Source organism: Falsochrobactrum tianjinense (assembly GCF_019100495.1).
GTDB lineage: Bacteria > Pseudomonadota > Alphaproteobacteria > Rhizobiales > Rhizobiaceae > Brucella > Brucella tianjinense.
The window spans coordinates 72,445-87,644 of sequence record NZ_JAHRVA010000006.1; the positions used below are offsets into that span (position 1 = coordinate 72,445).

The window sequence follows — 15,200 nt, forward strand, 5'->3', positions numbered from 1 at the left end:
ACCTTTGTTGAAATGAGTTTTTCTTAAAACCGCCCGATTAAGGGCGGTTTTTTCGTTAAGAATATGGATATGAGTACGCAATTGTTAAACGCGATGCAAAATTATCCCAGCCTTGCTTGAAGATGGGCTTGCTTCCCCATAGTTTCCTTTCAACCAGAAAGGATGGTAGTCATGCTCAGTTCGGTACTCGACGCTGTCGGCAATACGCCGCTGATCCGTTTGAAGAAGGCTTCCGAGATTACCGGCTGCGAAATCTATGGCAAGGCGGAGTTTCTCAATCCCGGACAATCGGTCAAGGACCGCGCAGCTCTCTATATTATTCGTGATGCGGAAAAGCGCGGCCTACTCAAACCCGGCGGCATCATCGTGGAAGGAACGGCTGGCAATACCGGCATTGGCCTGACCATGGTTGCCAAAGCACTTGGTTATCGTACGGTCATCGTGATTCCTGAAACCCAGAGTCAGGAAAAGAAAGATGCGCTGCGCCTGCTTGGCGCAGAACTGATCGAGGTTCCAGCTGCGCCTTACCGTAATCCCAATAATTATGTGCGGCTTTCGGGACGCCTTGCCGATCAGTTAGCGAGGACAGAATCCAATGGCGCGATCTGGGCTAATCAGTTCGATAATGTTGCCAATCGCGATGCGCATATCGAGACCACGGCGCAGGAAATCTGGCGCGATACAAACGGCAAGATTGACGGATTCGTCTCGGCTGTTGGCTCCGGCGGTACGCTCGCAGGTGCAGCCCTAGGACTCAAAGGCAAAAACACGGATATCAAAATCGCTCTTGCCGATCCCTATGGCGCAGCCCTTCATTCCTTTTACACGACAGGCGAACTGAAAGCTGAAGGCGATTCGATCACTGAAGGCATTGGGCAGGGGCGTATTACCGCCAATCTCGAAGGCTTCACCCCAGATTTTTCCTATCGCATTCCCGATGCGGAGGCGATCGAAATTCTGTTTGATCTGGTGCAGGAAGAGGGACTTTGCCTTGGCGGCTCTTCCGGCATCAACATTGCAGGCGCAATCTGCCTTGCAAAAGATCTCGGACCGGGCCACACAATCGTGACGGTGCTTTGTGACTATGGTAATCGTTACCAATCTAAACTGTTCAATCCGGTATTCCTGCGCGGTAAGAACTTGCCGGTGCCGGGCTGGCTGGAAACCAAAACCGAGATTAATATACCGTTTGAGGAATAATCATGGCCTATGAGACCGAAGCACTGTTCCGCGAGGATGCTTATCTTTCAACAGCGGCAGGCTCGGTCGTGGCTATTACCGAAAACGGCGGGATCATTCTCGATCGGACAATTTTCTATGCGACTTCCGGTGGACAGCCGGGGGACACTGGATATTTCGAGCGAACGGACGGCTCTCGCATCGATATTACCGCAACGGTTACCGGCGAAAACAAGAATGAAGTCGTCCATGTTCCCGCAGACGGACAGCCCTTGCCGGAAATTGGTGAAGAACTAATGCTGCATATTGATTGGGCGCGGCGTTACAAACTGATGCGCATGCATACGGCCTGTCATCTGCTCTCTGTCGCTTGTCCATTTTCAATCACCGGCGCTGCCGTTGGCGAAGACGAAAGCCGCGTTGATTTCGATCTGCCAGACGCCAGCTATACAAAGGAATTTGTAACCGAAAGGCTGATGAAACTGGTACGCGCCGATGATCCAGTAAGCCTGCGCTGGATCAGCGACGATGAGTTGTTGGCCAATCCCGATATTGTGAAATCGAAGAATGTTCGTCCTCCTGTCGGTCTGGGACGTATTCGCCTGGTCATCATCGGTGAAAATGGATCCGTGGATTCGCAACCATGCGGCGGAACGCACGTTTCTCAAACTCATGAAGTCGGTGAGATCCACATCGGTAAAATCGAGAAGAAGGGCAAGGAGAACCGCCGCTTCCGCATTCGTTTCGGCGCTCTTCCACAAGCCTGATCTTTCTCCAGGAGCAATCATGTCTGAGAAAAGCACATTTGTCATTTCCCGTGAAAAGCTGAAGAAAAGATTGGGCGAACCTGGCCTGGCCATAGTGGATGCATCTTGGTATCTGCCCGCCGCTGGACGTAATGGCCGCGAGGAGTATGACGCGGCACATATTCCCGGTGCGGTGTTTTTCGATCAGGACGAGATCGCAGACAAGGATTCTGGCCTGCCGCATACATTGCCTTCGCCTGAACTCTTTGCCCGTCATATCGGCTCGATGGGTATCACAGCAGATGAAACCATAGTCGTCTATGATGGCCCCGGCATGTTCTCCGCCCCGCGTGTTTGGTGGATGTTCCGCGTCATGGGCGTGCAGAACGTTTTCTTGCTTGATGGCGGGTTTGATGGTTGGAGGAAAGCTGGTTTTCCTGCCACGGATGAAGTAACGAAGATTGCTCCAACTTTGTTTACGCCTTCTTTTAATGCCGCACAGGTCGTCGGTTTCGATGAGATGCGAAAAATTGTAGATCAACGCAGTTCGCAGATTGCGGACGCGCGGGCCACCGGTCGGTTTACTGGCCGCGACGCTGAACCGCGTGCGGGCATGCGTTCAGGTCATATGCCTGGTGCACGTAATGTTCCTGCCGGTACTCTATCTGAGAATGGCGAACTGAAAGACCTCGATAGCCTGCGAAAGATTTTTTCTGACGCAGGTGTCGATCTTAATCGATCGATTGTTACAAGCTGCGGTTCAGGCGTGACCGCCGCAGTTATAACGCTGGCTTTGACTTCATTGGGCCATCAGGATAACCGGCTTTATGATGGTTCGTGGAGCGAATGGGGCAGCAGGCAGGATACACCTGTAGTCATGGGTGACGCGGAATAATCATGGCCGAGAAACTGATAGCCAGAATAACGCACCTGGAAATGATGGCTCGGTCAACGATCGCGGTACCGGTTCCGTCCGGCATGCGTCTGGCAATCATGCGTGCAACCCATATGCCTGTGCACTTTTACCGCTACCTGTATGAGTATGTAGGACGAGAGCATCATTGGATGTTGCGCCGATTGCAAAGCGATACGGAGGTCGCGCAAATCATTCATGCAGATACAACAGAGATTCATGTGCTCTATGCAGATGGCTGCCCTGCAGGCTTTCTTGAACTTGACCTGTCAGCCATGCCAGATGTTGCCGAGATCATCTATTTCGGGCTTGTCGGTGATTATCAGGGCAGGGGCTTGGGTAAATTCTTCCTAAGCGAAGCAATTTCTGCCGCTTGGGGGCATGGGCCGCAGAAAGTGGCTATCCACACTAATACGCTCGATAATCCACGAGCCTTGCAGCTATATCAGAAGATGGGTTTTGTGCCTGTTGGCTGGTCCGAAGAAGAAGTCGTCCCGTGGGAGGACTGACACACTATCCTCTCATCGCAGATCCACGCCCGTTAGCGATTGAAACAACCGAGGCGCTGACCTGAATATCGCCTTCCTCATCGAAGACAACGCAATTACGTCCACGCTGTTTTGCCATGTACAGGCAACGATCAGCGTGGCTTAGGACTTGCGAATTGGTTTCGTGTTTGGGTGCAGAGGCAACGCCAACACTGATTGTCAGCGGATAAATTTCATATTCCGTTGCATGAAATGGCGTATTTTCAACTTCTGCGCGTATGCGTTGGGCAACGCGCATCCCGGTTTCTCCGCTTGCGCCCGGCAAGAAGACACAGAACTCCTCGCCACCAATCCGTCCAACCAGATCGCCTTTTCGCGTTACATTTTGCATCGCAAAGGCGATCAGCTTCAAAGCACGATCACCTGTACCATGCCCAAACGTATCGTTGATGGTCTTGAAATGATCGGCATCAATGACCAGAACAGCCCCGTTTTCAATGCGTGATCGGCTGATTTTCATCGATTCAAACAGTGCTTCACGATTGAGCAAGCCAGTCATGTGGTCCATACGCGAGCGCGCCTGTAGCTCGATATGAGCCTTTTCAAGCTGTGCATAGGTTTCGCGGAGCTTGCTATGCTGGATAAAAATATAAGTTAGGGAAGGGAAGGCTGTGGCGATGGGAATAGCGATACTAAGACTCGTAGCAACAAAGCCCGGTATAGAACCGGTCATAAAACCGACAGCCCAGGTTACCCCTAATGAACAAAGGGTAACAGACAGCGTTATCAACGCCGCCTTCATCAAAGCCATTTTCATGTCCAGTCCACTCCCACCCAGATAAGGATATTTCGGCCGCCTGCTTCCGATCTTTCGTATAGGCAAGGCATCCAAACGATAAAAAACAGCATTTAGCTACCGTGAGATGCGTACGCAATGCATATACAATCTAAGGTAGTTAATATTTATTTATCTTAGGGAGAAACGTGCTTTTCGGCAACTATGATTCAAGTCAATCTTTTCTCAATAGTATTTTATTATTTGCTAATAAATGGATTACTGGTTTTTTTCAGCATTTAAGTCGAAGGCTATGCAAGGAGATTAAAAGCCTGCTACATCAGTCAATTGCATAATCTATCTTATGGAACTATCTCATATGTATGAAACCTGAAGCGTATAGCCTCACATTCACGGCGGATATATGCTTTCGTCGTTCACTTACGTCGCGCTACATAAAGATGCCCCGGCACAGGAGAACCTTGTTCGCTCCGAACTGTTATGTTCTCGCAGCGCACGCATTCCATACCATGCTTGGCAAGCATGGTCCGCACATAGGATTGTGCATGCGCGAAGCGATGGAAATCACCAACTATGAAGTCGCGCCCGGAAAACCGCTCATCGGACTGCGTTTCACTCGAAAAGCCGAAGTATCCTGCTGATTGCAGATGCGCCGATATACCAGCAAAGAAACGGTCAAGTTCTCCCATGTAAGGCAGCACATCAGTTGCGGCGATCAAATCCCAGACACCGTCCGCCGCTGTTTCGAGGAACCGCACTGCTTCACCGACAAAAAGCGCATCATAATCGCCTTTTTCATAGGCTACTTCGATCATATTCTCGGATATATCTACGCCGGTCTTGTGGCTGGCCATATTATCTAGAGCGTCAGCCGAAAGCCCTGTTCCACAGCCAAGGTCGAGCATGCGTGCGGCATGAAATTCGCCATCTATTTCAAGGAACATTTCGCGCAATTGCAAAGGCACATCATAGCCAAGCTGATCGACAAGAATAGTATCGAACATTTCCGCATGCTGATCGAAGAGCGTCGCTACATAGGCATCAGGCGCTTTTGGCGGCACAATGCCACGCCCCATGCTCGCCAGGCGCACGGCAGCACCGCCATGATCGTCTGGATCTATTTCCAGAACTTTCTGGTAAGCCATGGCTGCACCATCCAGATCACCCGCTTTCTCAAGAGAAAGGGCCCGATTATAAGCCTCTGCGAGCGCGTCCTGATCCAGCATTTTGGGCTTGTGGGGTTTATCATTATGATGAGTCATGTTTGCCCTACTCTGCCGCAGCAGGAACTCTTTCAGTAATCGGTTTATGGTGGGCAAGCTTGCGCGCGATAATGGCGCAGGCCATCAACTGTATCTGATGAAACAGCATCAAAGGCAAAACGATGCTTCCCACATTTGCACCTGCGAAAATTGCACTCGCCATCGGCGCGCCACTGGCCAGACTTTTCTTCGAGCCGCAAAATAGGATTGTAATGCAGTCCGCATGATTAAAACCAAGCCACTTGCTACCATACCAGGTAGCGCCCAGCACGACCACCAGAAGCATGAGACTCATGCCGATCATCATTCCAAGATCGTTCCAGGATACGGTGCGCCAGAGACCGGAAACGACTGACTCGCTAAAGGCCAGATAGACGACCATGAGAATCGACCCTCGGTCGACGATGCCAAGTGACTTGCTGTGGCGGCGTAGGAATCTGCCGATCCATGGCTGTAATATCTGCCCCAGCAGGAAAGGTGCCAGCAATTGAAGCAGTATGGATTGCAGCGCATCGACTGAAACGCCGCCGCCGCCCTTGATTGCAAAGAGCAACCCGACGAGCAAGGGCGTGAGAAACATGCCAAAAATATTGGATGCAGAAGCGGAAACGATGGCTGCGGAAACATTACCGCCTGCGATCGAAGTAAAGGCGATGGAGGACTGCACTGTCGAAGGTAGCAAACAAAGATAAAGAATGCCGGTATAAAATGCCGAATGGGAAAGGCCGGGAACCAGCCAACCGGCCAGTAATCCCAATAGTGGAAACAGTACGAAGGTAGCGGAAAGAACTGCAACATGCAGTTTCCAATGGGTAAGACCGGCAATAACGGCCTCGCGGGAGAGGCGCGCGCCATGCAGAAAGAACAAGAGTCCGACTGCAATTTTGGTTGCCAAGGCGAACCAGTCGGCGAATTCGCCCTGTACTGGCAGCAAGGATGCCAGCAACATGGTGGCAACCAGCATGGTGGTGAATTTATCAGGCAGGAAACGCATTATGCCATCAGTTCCTTCATACATCCTGCCGGTATCGGTTCACTCATAACCGTCCGGGTTCTTCGATTGCCAATGCCACATATCCTGGCACATTTCGCGCAGATTCTTTTCCGCTGACCATCCTAGAAAATCGCGGGCAAAGGCGGGGTCCGCGTAGCATTCTGCTACATCGCCGGGGCGCCGTGGGGCAATCTCGTATTTGATTTCGCGATTAGAAGCGTGTTCAAACGCCTTGACCACGTCGAAAACGCTATAGCCCTGCCCTGTTCCAAGGTTGACCGAAAAACATTGCGGCTCGTCGAGTTTAGTGAGCGCTTTGAGATGGCCTGCAGCAAGGTCGACCACATGGATATAGTCGCGAACACCGGTGCCATCCGGGGTCGCATAATCATTGCCCCATATACTGAGCTTCTCGCGGCGCCCAGTCGCGACCTGCGCGATAATTGGCATCAGATTGTTGGGGATACCCTTGGGGTCTTCGCCGATCAGTCCGCTTTCATGCGCGCCAACCGGATTGAAATAACGCAGGATCGCAATCCTCCAGCTATCATCGCTGATATAAAGATCGCGCAGCATGTCTTCGATAACCAGCTTGGTCCGGCCATAAGGGTTGGTGGCGGAAAGCGGCTGGTCTTCTGTGATCGGCAGTTTTTGCGGGTCGCCATAAACAGTCGCCGAAGAACTGAAAACCAGCTTCTTGAGGCCAGTAGCTTCCATGGCCTGTAACAGACGCAATGTACCAAGAACATTGCAGTCATAATAATGCAACGGCTTTTCGGTGGATTCTCCCACAGCCTTGAGACCGGCAAAGTGAATGACCGCCGTGCATTTATTGCGTCGAATAACCTTCTCCAGAAATGCCTGGTCACGAATATCGCCCACTTCCTGTCGTGGCGTTTGGCCGGTAATTTTTTCTATCCTGCGCAAAGATTCGGGGTGGCTATTGGCAAAATTATCAACGATGACAACGTCCTGGCCAGCCTCGATCAACTGAACGCAAGTATGCGAGCCGATGTAGCCAGCGCCGCCTGTCACAAGAATCGTCATTCTTCACCTATCCGCATGTTGAACATAAAGCCCCGATGTGCGATCCACGGCTGACTATGCAAAAACAGCCGCAGACTGCAAGCCGCGCTTGCGCAATTTTTACGAATTGCTGTTCCAATCAATTGTCTCGGAGTGAAGATGGAACCTTCCCGCAACATTGATCGCCTGCTGGAAATCATGGCCGCCCTTCGTGACCCCGAAGCCGGCTGTCCGTGGGATATAGAACAAACTTTCCGCACCATAGCGCCTTACACGCTTGAGGAGGTCTATGAAGTTCTCGACGCCATTGAACGCACTGACATGGACGATCTGTGCGAAGAGTTGGGCGATCTGCTTTTGCAGGTGGTGTTTCATGCACGCATAGCTGAAGAACAGGGTGATTTTTCTTTCGGCGATGTCGTGGAAGCCATTACGCGTAAAATGATACGTCGGCATCCGCATGTATTTGGTGATGTGGAGGCCAGAAATGCTGGCATGGCAAAGGGATCGTGGAATCACATCAAGGCTGTAGAAAAAGCCGAACGTGCCGAACGCCGCGCGCGGCTCGGGTTGGAGACAGCGCACAAAGATGGCTATCTCGACGATATACCAAATGCCTTTCCGGCCCTCCTGCGAGCGCTGAAGCTACAGCAGAAAGCCGCAAGAGTTGGCTTCGACTGGACCGAGGCAGCTCCAATTCTCGACAAGATCGCAGAGGAAACCGGGGAACTCAAGGAAGCCATGGCAGGCAGTGACAAAGCGGCTATTCAAGAGGAATATGGCGACCTTTTATTCGCTATGGTCAATCTTGGCCGCCATCTTGAAATTGATGCTGAAACGGCGCTCGTTTCTGCAAATGAAAAGTTCTGCCGCCGTTTCCATTTTATCGAGAAAAGCCTGAACGAAACCGATCGCAGTCTGGAAGCGGCAAGCCTTGACGAAATGGAATCGATCTGGTGCGAAGCGAAGAAAAACGGGCTTTGATTGGGGTCGCACAATTCAGGACTTGCCGTCCCATTTGGGGCGGAACATCTGATAGGCATTTTCGGTGGTCGCATAATCCATATAGCCAAGACGCGTAACCGGCTTGGCTTTTTTTATGTCAACCAGACCATCCGTCAGAACGCGTTCATCAAGATGCACGCCCACCACCTCGCCGATAACCATATAATTATCAGTCGCCCTACCCTTCTTATCCTGCAAGCGCCTGACCTCGACTGCCACGCATTCAAGCGCTGCATAAGCCTCTTTAACATAGGGCGCCGCAATCAATTTGCTTGGCGCTGCGGTCAGCCCGGCATAGCCGAATTCGCTCACGCCGCGCGGTGCATTCACGGATGAAGCATTCATCTGGATCTTCAGATCGTCACTGACCGCGCTGGCAGTGAATTCGCCCGTTTCCTCAATGAACGCCAGACTGTCTTTTGCGCCCGTCGAAGAGAACATCACCATAGGCGGTGTATCGGAAATGGCATTGAAAAACGAATAAGGCGCGAGATTCACTGCCCCGCTTCTGGAGCAGGTGCCGATCCAGCCGATCGGGCGCGGCGACACAATCGCTTTGAATGGATTATGGGGTAGGTTATGACCATTCCTAGGTTCATAAAACATATTTTTTCCATAACTTACCGATTATATTTAAATAAATGGCTCAAGGCCTCCATGGCCCATCGTAGTAGGAAACGATCTGATCCATATCCGCCCTTGGCCGTTCAGGCATCTTGTTTCCGGCGGTCCCGATATGGACGAACCCGGCCACGCGCTCATCTGGAGCCAGACCGAGAAAGGCGCGAGCCGGAGCATCGTCCGAATACCAGTTGGTGATCCAGTTCGTCGCATAACCCAACGCATTGGCTGCGACACACAGATTCAAGGCCACAGCTCCTGCCGAAAGAAACTGCTCCCATTGCGGGATACGCTCATGTGCGACAGGCGCTGAAATGACGCCGATAACCAGCGGTGCACGCGCAAAACGCGCCCTCTCCTGGTTTACACGGCTTTCTGGTAGCGGCCCTTCCCGCTCTTGTGCACGGCTGGCAAGATAATCCCCCACCTGATGACGGATCTCACCGCGATAAAGAATGAAACGCCATGGCGTCAGACGACCGTGATCCGGCACGCGCGCGGCAACTTTTAAAAGTTCGGCAAGTTCATCACCTTCGGGAGCCGGTTCGGTAATAGCTGAAATCGGCGTGGAACTGCGCTGCGCGAGAAATTGGAAAACCGGATACGTCACAGGAACACCTTACCGCTGAAATTACAAAATGCCGCCCCTATTCAGGGCTACCCCCTTCTCGCCCGTCTCGATTATACTGTAAAGTCTGTTCTAACGGGATAAGGGCCAATGTTGCTGGCTGAAAAGCCAGCCCAATTGCGATTTGGTCTTGAATTTGCCGCAGGCTTAGGCTCAAAAGCATCATGTCTTATAAAATGGACCTACTCCGCGCAAAAAATAAAGCGGCATTACGCAGCACATCGCTTGCCGGTGCTCTTGTGCTGTCACTGATGGCGTCTTTTGCCAGTGCGCAAGGTATTGATCCTATAACAGGCGGCAGCGCTGGGTTGAGCCTTCCGGAGCCAAAGCTTGATCTGCCCACGCTCAGTCCCTATGCAGCGCCTGACAGTCCTGAGAACAACCCGCTGATCGGGACTCATGAACTGGATTTGAAAGCACGACTTAATCAGGATGGAGCGGATATATCGACCGGGATTGTATGGCGCGTTTTCACGCCGGATGCCGGACCTGACGGGCAATTGCCGCTCGTTGCTTCGTCGAAAGGCGGGAGTGCCGTTTTTGATCTGCCGGAAGGCAGCTATCTGGTGCACGCGGCCTATGGACGTGCAGGCGCGACCAAGCGCATAATGCTTACGAATGCCAACCGAAACGAAGTCATGATTCTTGACGCTGGTGGCATGAAGCTCAGCGCAGTCTTGCCCGACGAGGGCAAGATAAAGAGTGATCTTGTTCGCTTCTCCATCTATGCCGATGACGATAACAGCGAACGTTCGCTAATCGTGCCCGACGTGAAGCCGGATACGATCATCAGGCTTAACAGCGGCACCTATCACGTCGTCTCCAATTACGGTTCCGCAAATGCAATCATTCGTGCAGATATTCGCGTGGAAGCGGGCAAGCTGACTGAGGCCACTGTGCAGCACCGTGCAGCCGAGGTCATATTGAAACTCGTGCGCGAAAAAGGCGGCGAGGCGCTCGCCGACACTGCATGGTCGATCCTCAACGCATCTGGCGACGTGGTTCGCGAGAGTGTGGGAGCCTATTCTTCGATGGTTTTGATGGAAGGCGAATACGTTGCCGTCGCCAAGAACAAGGATCGGATCTACCAGCGCGATTTCAAGGTTGCCTCCGGCAACAATGAAGAAGTCGAAGTCGTGGCCAATGGCAATTATGAAATTCCGGACGATGCCGCTGATTCAACCATTTCCGAATAAAAAAGGCCCGTTTGAAATGCCCAAACAGGCCTTTCTTTAACTAGTTTTTCTTGCTACTCAAACGCAGGAGATCGGGAGGCGTCGCTTCTTCGGACAGGCGTGAGATCGCCTCTTCGAGCGTCATTGATTCCTGATCGCGCGAACCAAGACGGCGCATATTAACGCTCTTTTCTTCCGCCTCACGCTTGCCGCATACGAGAATGACCGGAACCTTCTGAAGCGAATGTTCGCGCACCTTGTAGTTGATTTTCTCATTGCGCAGATCGGTTGTGACCTGTAGGCCCGCAGCCTTAAGCCTAGCGGCAGCTTCTCGCGCGTATTCGTCAGCCTCTGAAGTGATAGTCGCGACGACCACCTGAACCGGCGCGAACCATAGCGGCATGTGACCGGAAAAGTTCTCGATTAGAATGCCCAGGAACCGTTCCATCGAACCGCATATGGCGCGATGGATCATCACGGGCTGGCGCTTCTCCGAATCCTTGTCGATATAAAATGCGCCGAAACGTTCGGGAAGATTGAAATCAACCTGCGTTGTTCCGCACTGCCATTCGCGACCGATGGCGTCTTTCAGCGTATATTCGAACTTCGGGCCATAGAAAGCACCCTCGCCCGGCAGAATGCCGGTCTTGATGCCGTTCGACTGCTGCTGAATCTGCTCCAGCACCTTTGTCATCACGCTTTCGGCGCGATCCCAAAGCTCGTCCGATCCCACGCGCTTTTCAGGGCGAGTGGAAAGCTTGATGGTGATCTCTTCAAAGCCGAAATCCTTGTAGACCGACAGGATGAGATCGTTGATGCGCAGGCATTCCGCCGCCATCTGGTCTTCGGTGCAGAAAATATGCGCATCGTCCTGCGTAAAACCACGCACGCGCATCAAGCCATGCAGCGCGCCTGATGGTTCATAGCGATGCACATTTCCAAATTCTGCAAGCTTGATCGGCAGATCGCGATAGGATTTGAGGCCGTGCTTGAAAATCATCACATGGCCGGGACAATTCATCGGCTTGAGGGCAAACACGCGATCATCGTCGGTTTCGTCCGCGGCCACCGTCACCTTGAACATGTTGTCGCGATACCAGCCCCAGTGGCCGGACGTCTCCCAAAGCGACTTGTCAAGCACCTGCGGCGCGTTGACTTCCTGGTAGCCATGAGTGTCGAGACGGCGGCGCATATAGCTCACCAGAGTCTGGAACATCTTCCATCCCTTGGCATGCCAGAAGACTACGCCTGGACCTTCTTCCTGAAAGTGGAACAGGTCCATTTCGCGGCCAAGACGACGGTGGTCGCGCTTTTCGGCTTCTTCAAGCATATGCAGATATGCCTGAAGGTCATTATCATTGGCAAAGGCAGTGCCATAGATACGCGTCAGCATCGGATTGTTGGCATCGCCGCGCCAATAAGCTCCTGCAACCTTCATCAGCTTGAAGGAATTGCCGATCTGGCCGGTGGAGGCCATATGCGGCCCACGGCACAGGTCGAACCAGTCGCCTTGATAGTAAATCTTGAGGTCCTGCCCTTCGGGAATCGCATCGACCAGTTCGACCTTGTAGTTCTCGCCCTTATCGGCAAATACCTGCTTGGCCTTGTCGCGTGACCAGATTTCCCTTGTGAACGGTTTGTTGCGCGCAATGATTTCGCGCATCTTCTTTTCGATCACCGGCAGATCATCGAGCGTAAAAGGCTCGTTGCGGGCAAAGTCGTAATAGAAGCCGTTTTCAATGACAGGGCCGATCGTGACCTGCGTACCAGGGAAAAGTTCCTGCACGGCCTCGGCCAGCACATGGGCCGTATCGTGGCGGATGAGTTCCAGCGCACGCGGGTCCTCGCGGGTCAGGATTTCCACTTTGCCGGAATTGCCCAGCGGATCGGAGAGATCGCGCACCGTACCATCGACAGCATAGGCCACGGCCTTTTTCGCCAGCGATTTCGAGATCGATTGCGCAAGTTCGGCACCGCTCATTGCGGCGTCATATTCGCGGGACGATCCATCGGGAAATTGCAGGGAAACATTATTCGACATTCTATTCTTCCTTATCCAGTCCCGCCAACGATTGCGGGTGGTTTTCGAAATGTATGTAAACATATATTTACATACCAGGACATGCTTTCGCCCATAAGGAGCGGGAGTTCAACTCTTTTCGCGCCACCAGAAACGCCACGGCATATACCAGCGCTGACGCGCGGAAAGCGTTTGCGGCACCGGATCGTAACCATGCGTACCAAACGGACCGCAGCGTGCGACGCGGAAAAGCCCGAGCCAGCCGCCATTCCATAGGCCATGACGTGCAATCGCCTCATAGGCATATTCGGAACAGGTCGGCATATGGCGGCAGGAATTGCCGATAAAAGACGAAAGCGTCAACTGATAAATGCGTATCAGCGCGGTTCCGAACAGCCGTCCGGGCGTTTTTTGCCACGAATCGGTGAAATTCCGCGTTTGCGGCTTAACATTTTGCCTATTGCGCCCAGTTTCCGCATTATTTCGGCCACACGAACACATATCAGGCGGCCTTTGCCTTTTCCTCGATCTGGCGAATGCAATCGGCGACAGCATCGAATGTCAGCAGCGTGGAAGCGTGGCGGGCCTTATATTCGCGTACCGGCTCGAAATATTTCAGATCCTCGAAACGGCCTTGCGGGGCCGGAGCATTTTCCTTGAGCATTCGATACATCGCGTTGCGCGCAGTTTTAAGTTCTTCTGCGGAAGCACCGATGATATTACGCGCCATAACCGAAGAAGATGCCTGCCCCAGCGCGCAGGCCTTCACTTCATGGGCGAAATCGATGACGATTCCATCGCTCATCTTGAGATAGACGGTGACGGTCGAACCGCACAGTTTGGAATGGACTGTTGCCACCGCATCCGCATCCTCAAGCCGCCCAAGGCGCTCGATATTGCCTGCAAACTCAAGAATACGTTTATTATAAACATCGTCGATCATTTAGACGAACCTTCCGCCCCGCCGGGCAAAAACGAAAAAATGTCAGCCAGCCATGGTTTGAAGTTGCAATCTCCTATCTATATAGTAGGCAAGTCGCAACTGCGCCATGGGCAGATTATCACATGGTGACGGGCGACCGCACTAATATCCATCCGGCAGCCTGATGGTGCCGGATCAATACATCGCCCGCTCGCAAAAGCGCATCGTTGTATTGTCCGTTTAACTCGTCTCCTCTTCGAAGGAGACTACTGGAGAATACTGATGGACGCTCGTATCCTCAAAAAAGATGACGAATCCAACCTGCCCGTAAAATTGCACAGACCTACGCAGGCCGAAGCCGAAGCTGCCGTGCGTACGCTTCTTCTCTGGGTAGGTGACGACCCGACGCGCGAAGGTCTTCTGGAGACCCCTAAACGCGTCGCCAAATCCTATGGCGAATTGTTCAGCGGCTATGCCGAAAGCCCCGAAGACGTGCTTGGCACGACTTTCGAAGAAGTGTCGGGCTATGACGATATCGTATTGCTGAAGGATATTTCCTTCTTTTCCCATTGCGAGCACCATATGGTGCCTGTCATCGGAAAAGCGCATGTCGCCTATCTTCCCGATGGCAAGGTTCTGGGCCTTTCCAAGATCGCACGCGTGGTCGATATGTTCGCCCGCCGCCTGCAAACGCAGGAAAGCATCACTGCCCAGATCGCGGACAGCATCCAGCGCATTCTCAAGCCGCGCGGCGTTGCCGTCATGATTGATGCCGAACATATGTGCATGGCAATGCGAGGCATCCGCAAGCAGGGTTCCAGCACGATCACGACCACTTTTACCGGCGCTTTCAAGGAAAATGTCGATGAACAGGTGCGCTTCATGAACCTTATTCGTCAATAGGGCCGAATATGAGCTTTTTCCCCTCACAGCTTTCGGACAAGAAGGCGATTGAAGAAGGCGCGGTTTTCATGCCGCGTTTTGACGCCTCTGGTCTCATAACCGCAGTCGTAACCGATGCGCGCGACGGTGAACTGCTGATGGTCGCTCACATGAACGAAGAAGCCCTGCGCCTGACGCTTGAAACCGGCATCGCCCATTACTGGTCACGCTCACGCAGCACGCTCTGGAAAAAAGGGGAAACCTCCGGCAATCTGCAAAGCGTGGTCGAACTGCGCACCGATTGTGATCAGGACGCGCTATGGCTTAAGGTGCGCGTTGTAGGCGACGGTCCCACCTGTCATACAGAACGTCGTTCGTGTTTTTATCGTAAGGTTCGTTCGGAAGACAATGCGAGCAATATCAGGCTCGAAATTACTGGTGATCACACTTGCTGATTACTTTCAAATCTATGTGATGGCGCAATCAGGCGCGCGCCATCAATTTGCGGCATTTATTGTTTGGATACCGTGCTTTGTTAAATTA

At 52.6% G+C, this 15,200-nt stretch carries 17 protein-coding genes; 8 read left to right on the top strand and 9 right to left on the bottom strand.

The annotated features are described in order from the left end of the window. The first annotated feature begins 171 nt into the window (after window positions 1-171). The 4 genes from KUG47_RS13505 to KUG47_RS13520 are packed head-to-tail and all read left to right on the top strand — an operon-like array spanning window position 172 to window position 3,347. Entirely contained in the window at window positions 172-1,200 is a 1,029-nt protein-coding gene (locus KUG47_RS13505; RefSeq protein ID WP_217678505.1) for a cysteine synthase A, read from the top strand. 2 nt (window positions 1,201-1,202) lie between these two features. Next, on the top strand, window positions 1,203-1,946 hold the full coding sequence (locus KUG47_RS13510) for an alanyl-tRNA editing protein (protein ID WP_217678506.1): 744 nt from the start codon (window positions 1,203-1,205) through the stop codon (window positions 1,944-1,946). 19 nt (window positions 1,947-1,965) lie between these two features. Further along, window positions 1,966-2,820, top strand: a complete 855-nt coding sequence (sseA, locus tag KUG47_RS13515) for a 3-mercaptopyruvate sulfurtransferase (protein ID WP_217678507.1) — start codon at window positions 1,966-1,968, stop codon at window positions 2,818-2,820. Between the two features lie 2 nt (window positions 2,821-2,822). Continuing rightward, complete coding sequence (locus KUG47_RS13520) at window positions 2,823-3,347, top strand: GNAT family N-acetyltransferase (RefSeq protein WP_217678508.1); 525 nt, start codon at window positions 2,823-2,825, stop codon at window positions 3,345-3,347. A gap of 4 nt (window positions 3,348-3,351) precedes the next feature. Here the strand turns inward: KUG47_RS13520 and KUG47_RS13525 are convergent, their stop codons facing one another. The 4 genes from KUG47_RS13525 to galE form a co-directional block, all read right to left on the bottom strand. Continuing rightward, the gene (locus KUG47_RS13525; protein ID WP_217678509.1) at window positions 3,352-4,143 is read right to left on the bottom strand and encodes a GGDEF domain-containing protein; all 792 of its coding nucleotides are present in this window, start codon (window positions 4,141-4,143) and stop codon (window positions 3,352-3,354) included. Between the two features lie 395 nt (window positions 4,144-4,538). Beyond that, complete coding sequence (locus KUG47_RS13530; protein ID WP_422718094.1) at window positions 4,539-5,384, bottom strand: class I SAM-dependent methyltransferase; 846 nt, start codon at window positions 5,382-5,384, stop codon at window positions 4,539-4,541. Window positions 5,385-5,391: 7 nt separating this feature from the next. Next, window positions 5,392-6,378, bottom strand: a complete 987-nt coding sequence (locus KUG47_RS13535) for a bile acid:sodium symporter family protein (protein ID WP_217678510.1) — start codon at window positions 6,376-6,378, stop codon at window positions 5,392-5,394. A 39-nt stretch (window positions 6,379-6,417) separates the two neighbouring features. Continuing rightward, window positions 6,418-7,425: a UDP-glucose 4-epimerase GalE gene (galE, locus tag KUG47_RS13540; RefSeq protein ID WP_217678511.1), complete on the bottom strand. Its 1,008-nt coding sequence runs from the start codon at window positions 7,423-7,425 to the stop codon at window positions 6,418-6,420. 138 nt (window positions 7,426-7,563) lie between these two features. On the opposite strand from galE, the gene mazG reads away from it, so the two are divergent. Beyond that, window positions 7,564-8,388, top strand: coding sequence for a nucleoside triphosphate pyrophosphohydrolase (gene mazG, locus KUG47_RS13545; RefSeq protein WP_217678512.1), 825 nt, complete (start codon window positions 7,564-7,566; stop codon window positions 8,386-8,388). A gap of 15 nt (window positions 8,389-8,403) precedes the next feature. Here the strand turns inward: mazG and KUG47_RS13550 are convergent, their stop codons facing one another. Then, complete coding sequence (locus KUG47_RS13550; RefSeq protein ID WP_217678513.1) at window positions 8,404-9,015, bottom strand: flavin reductase family protein; 612 nt, start codon at window positions 9,013-9,015, stop codon at window positions 8,404-8,406. 40 nt (window positions 9,016-9,055) lie between these two features. Continuing rightward, window positions 9,056-9,640, bottom strand: a complete 585-nt coding sequence (locus tag KUG47_RS13555; protein ID WP_217678514.1) for a nitroreductase family protein — start codon at window positions 9,638-9,640, stop codon at window positions 9,056-9,058. Window positions 9,641-9,909: 269 nt separating this feature from the next. Here KUG47_RS13555 and KUG47_RS13560 point away from each other — a divergent pair, with 269 nt between their 5' ends. Next, the gene (locus KUG47_RS13560) at window positions 9,910-10,854 is read left to right on the top strand and encodes a hypothetical protein (protein ID WP_422718095.1); all 945 of its coding nucleotides are present in this window, start codon (window positions 9,910-9,912) and stop codon (window positions 10,852-10,854) included. Between the two features lie 40 nt (window positions 10,855-10,894). On the opposite strand, the gene thrS is transcribed toward KUG47_RS13560, so the two are convergent. From thrS to KUG47_RS13575, 3 genes are all read right to left on the bottom strand, one after another. Beyond that, on the bottom strand, window positions 10,895-12,874 hold the full coding sequence (gene thrS / locus KUG47_RS13565) for a threonine--tRNA ligase (RefSeq protein ID WP_217678516.1): 1,980 nt from the start codon (window positions 12,872-12,874) through the stop codon (window positions 10,895-10,897). 108 nt (window positions 12,875-12,982) lie between these two features. Further along, the gene (gene yidD, locus KUG47_RS13570; RefSeq protein ID WP_217678517.1) at window positions 12,983-13,354 is read right to left on the bottom strand and encodes a membrane protein insertion efficiency factor YidD; all 372 of its coding nucleotides are present in this window, start codon (window positions 13,352-13,354) and stop codon (window positions 12,983-12,985) included. 1 nt (window position 13,355) lies between these two features. Further along, window positions 13,356-13,796 carry an iron-sulfur cluster assembly scaffold protein gene (locus KUG47_RS13575; protein ID WP_217678518.1) on the bottom strand — a complete coding sequence of 147 codons (441 nt, stop codon included), beginning with the start codon at window positions 13,794-13,796 and terminating at the stop codon, window positions 13,356-13,358. Window positions 13,797-14,057: 261 nt separating this feature from the next. Here KUG47_RS13575 and folE point away from each other — a divergent pair, with 261 nt between their 5' ends. Together folE and hisI are read left to right on the top strand one after the other, a co-directional pair. Next, window positions 14,058-14,678, top strand: a complete 621-nt coding sequence (gene folE, locus KUG47_RS13580) for a GTP cyclohydrolase I FolE (RefSeq protein WP_217678519.1) — start codon at window positions 14,058-14,060, stop codon at window positions 14,676-14,678. 8 nt (window positions 14,679-14,686) lie between these two features. Then, entirely contained in the window at window positions 14,687-15,112 is a 426-nt protein-coding gene (gene hisI, locus KUG47_RS13585) for a phosphoribosyl-AMP cyclohydrolase (protein ID WP_217678520.1), read from the top strand. Window positions 15,113-15,200: the final 88 nt, after the last annotated feature.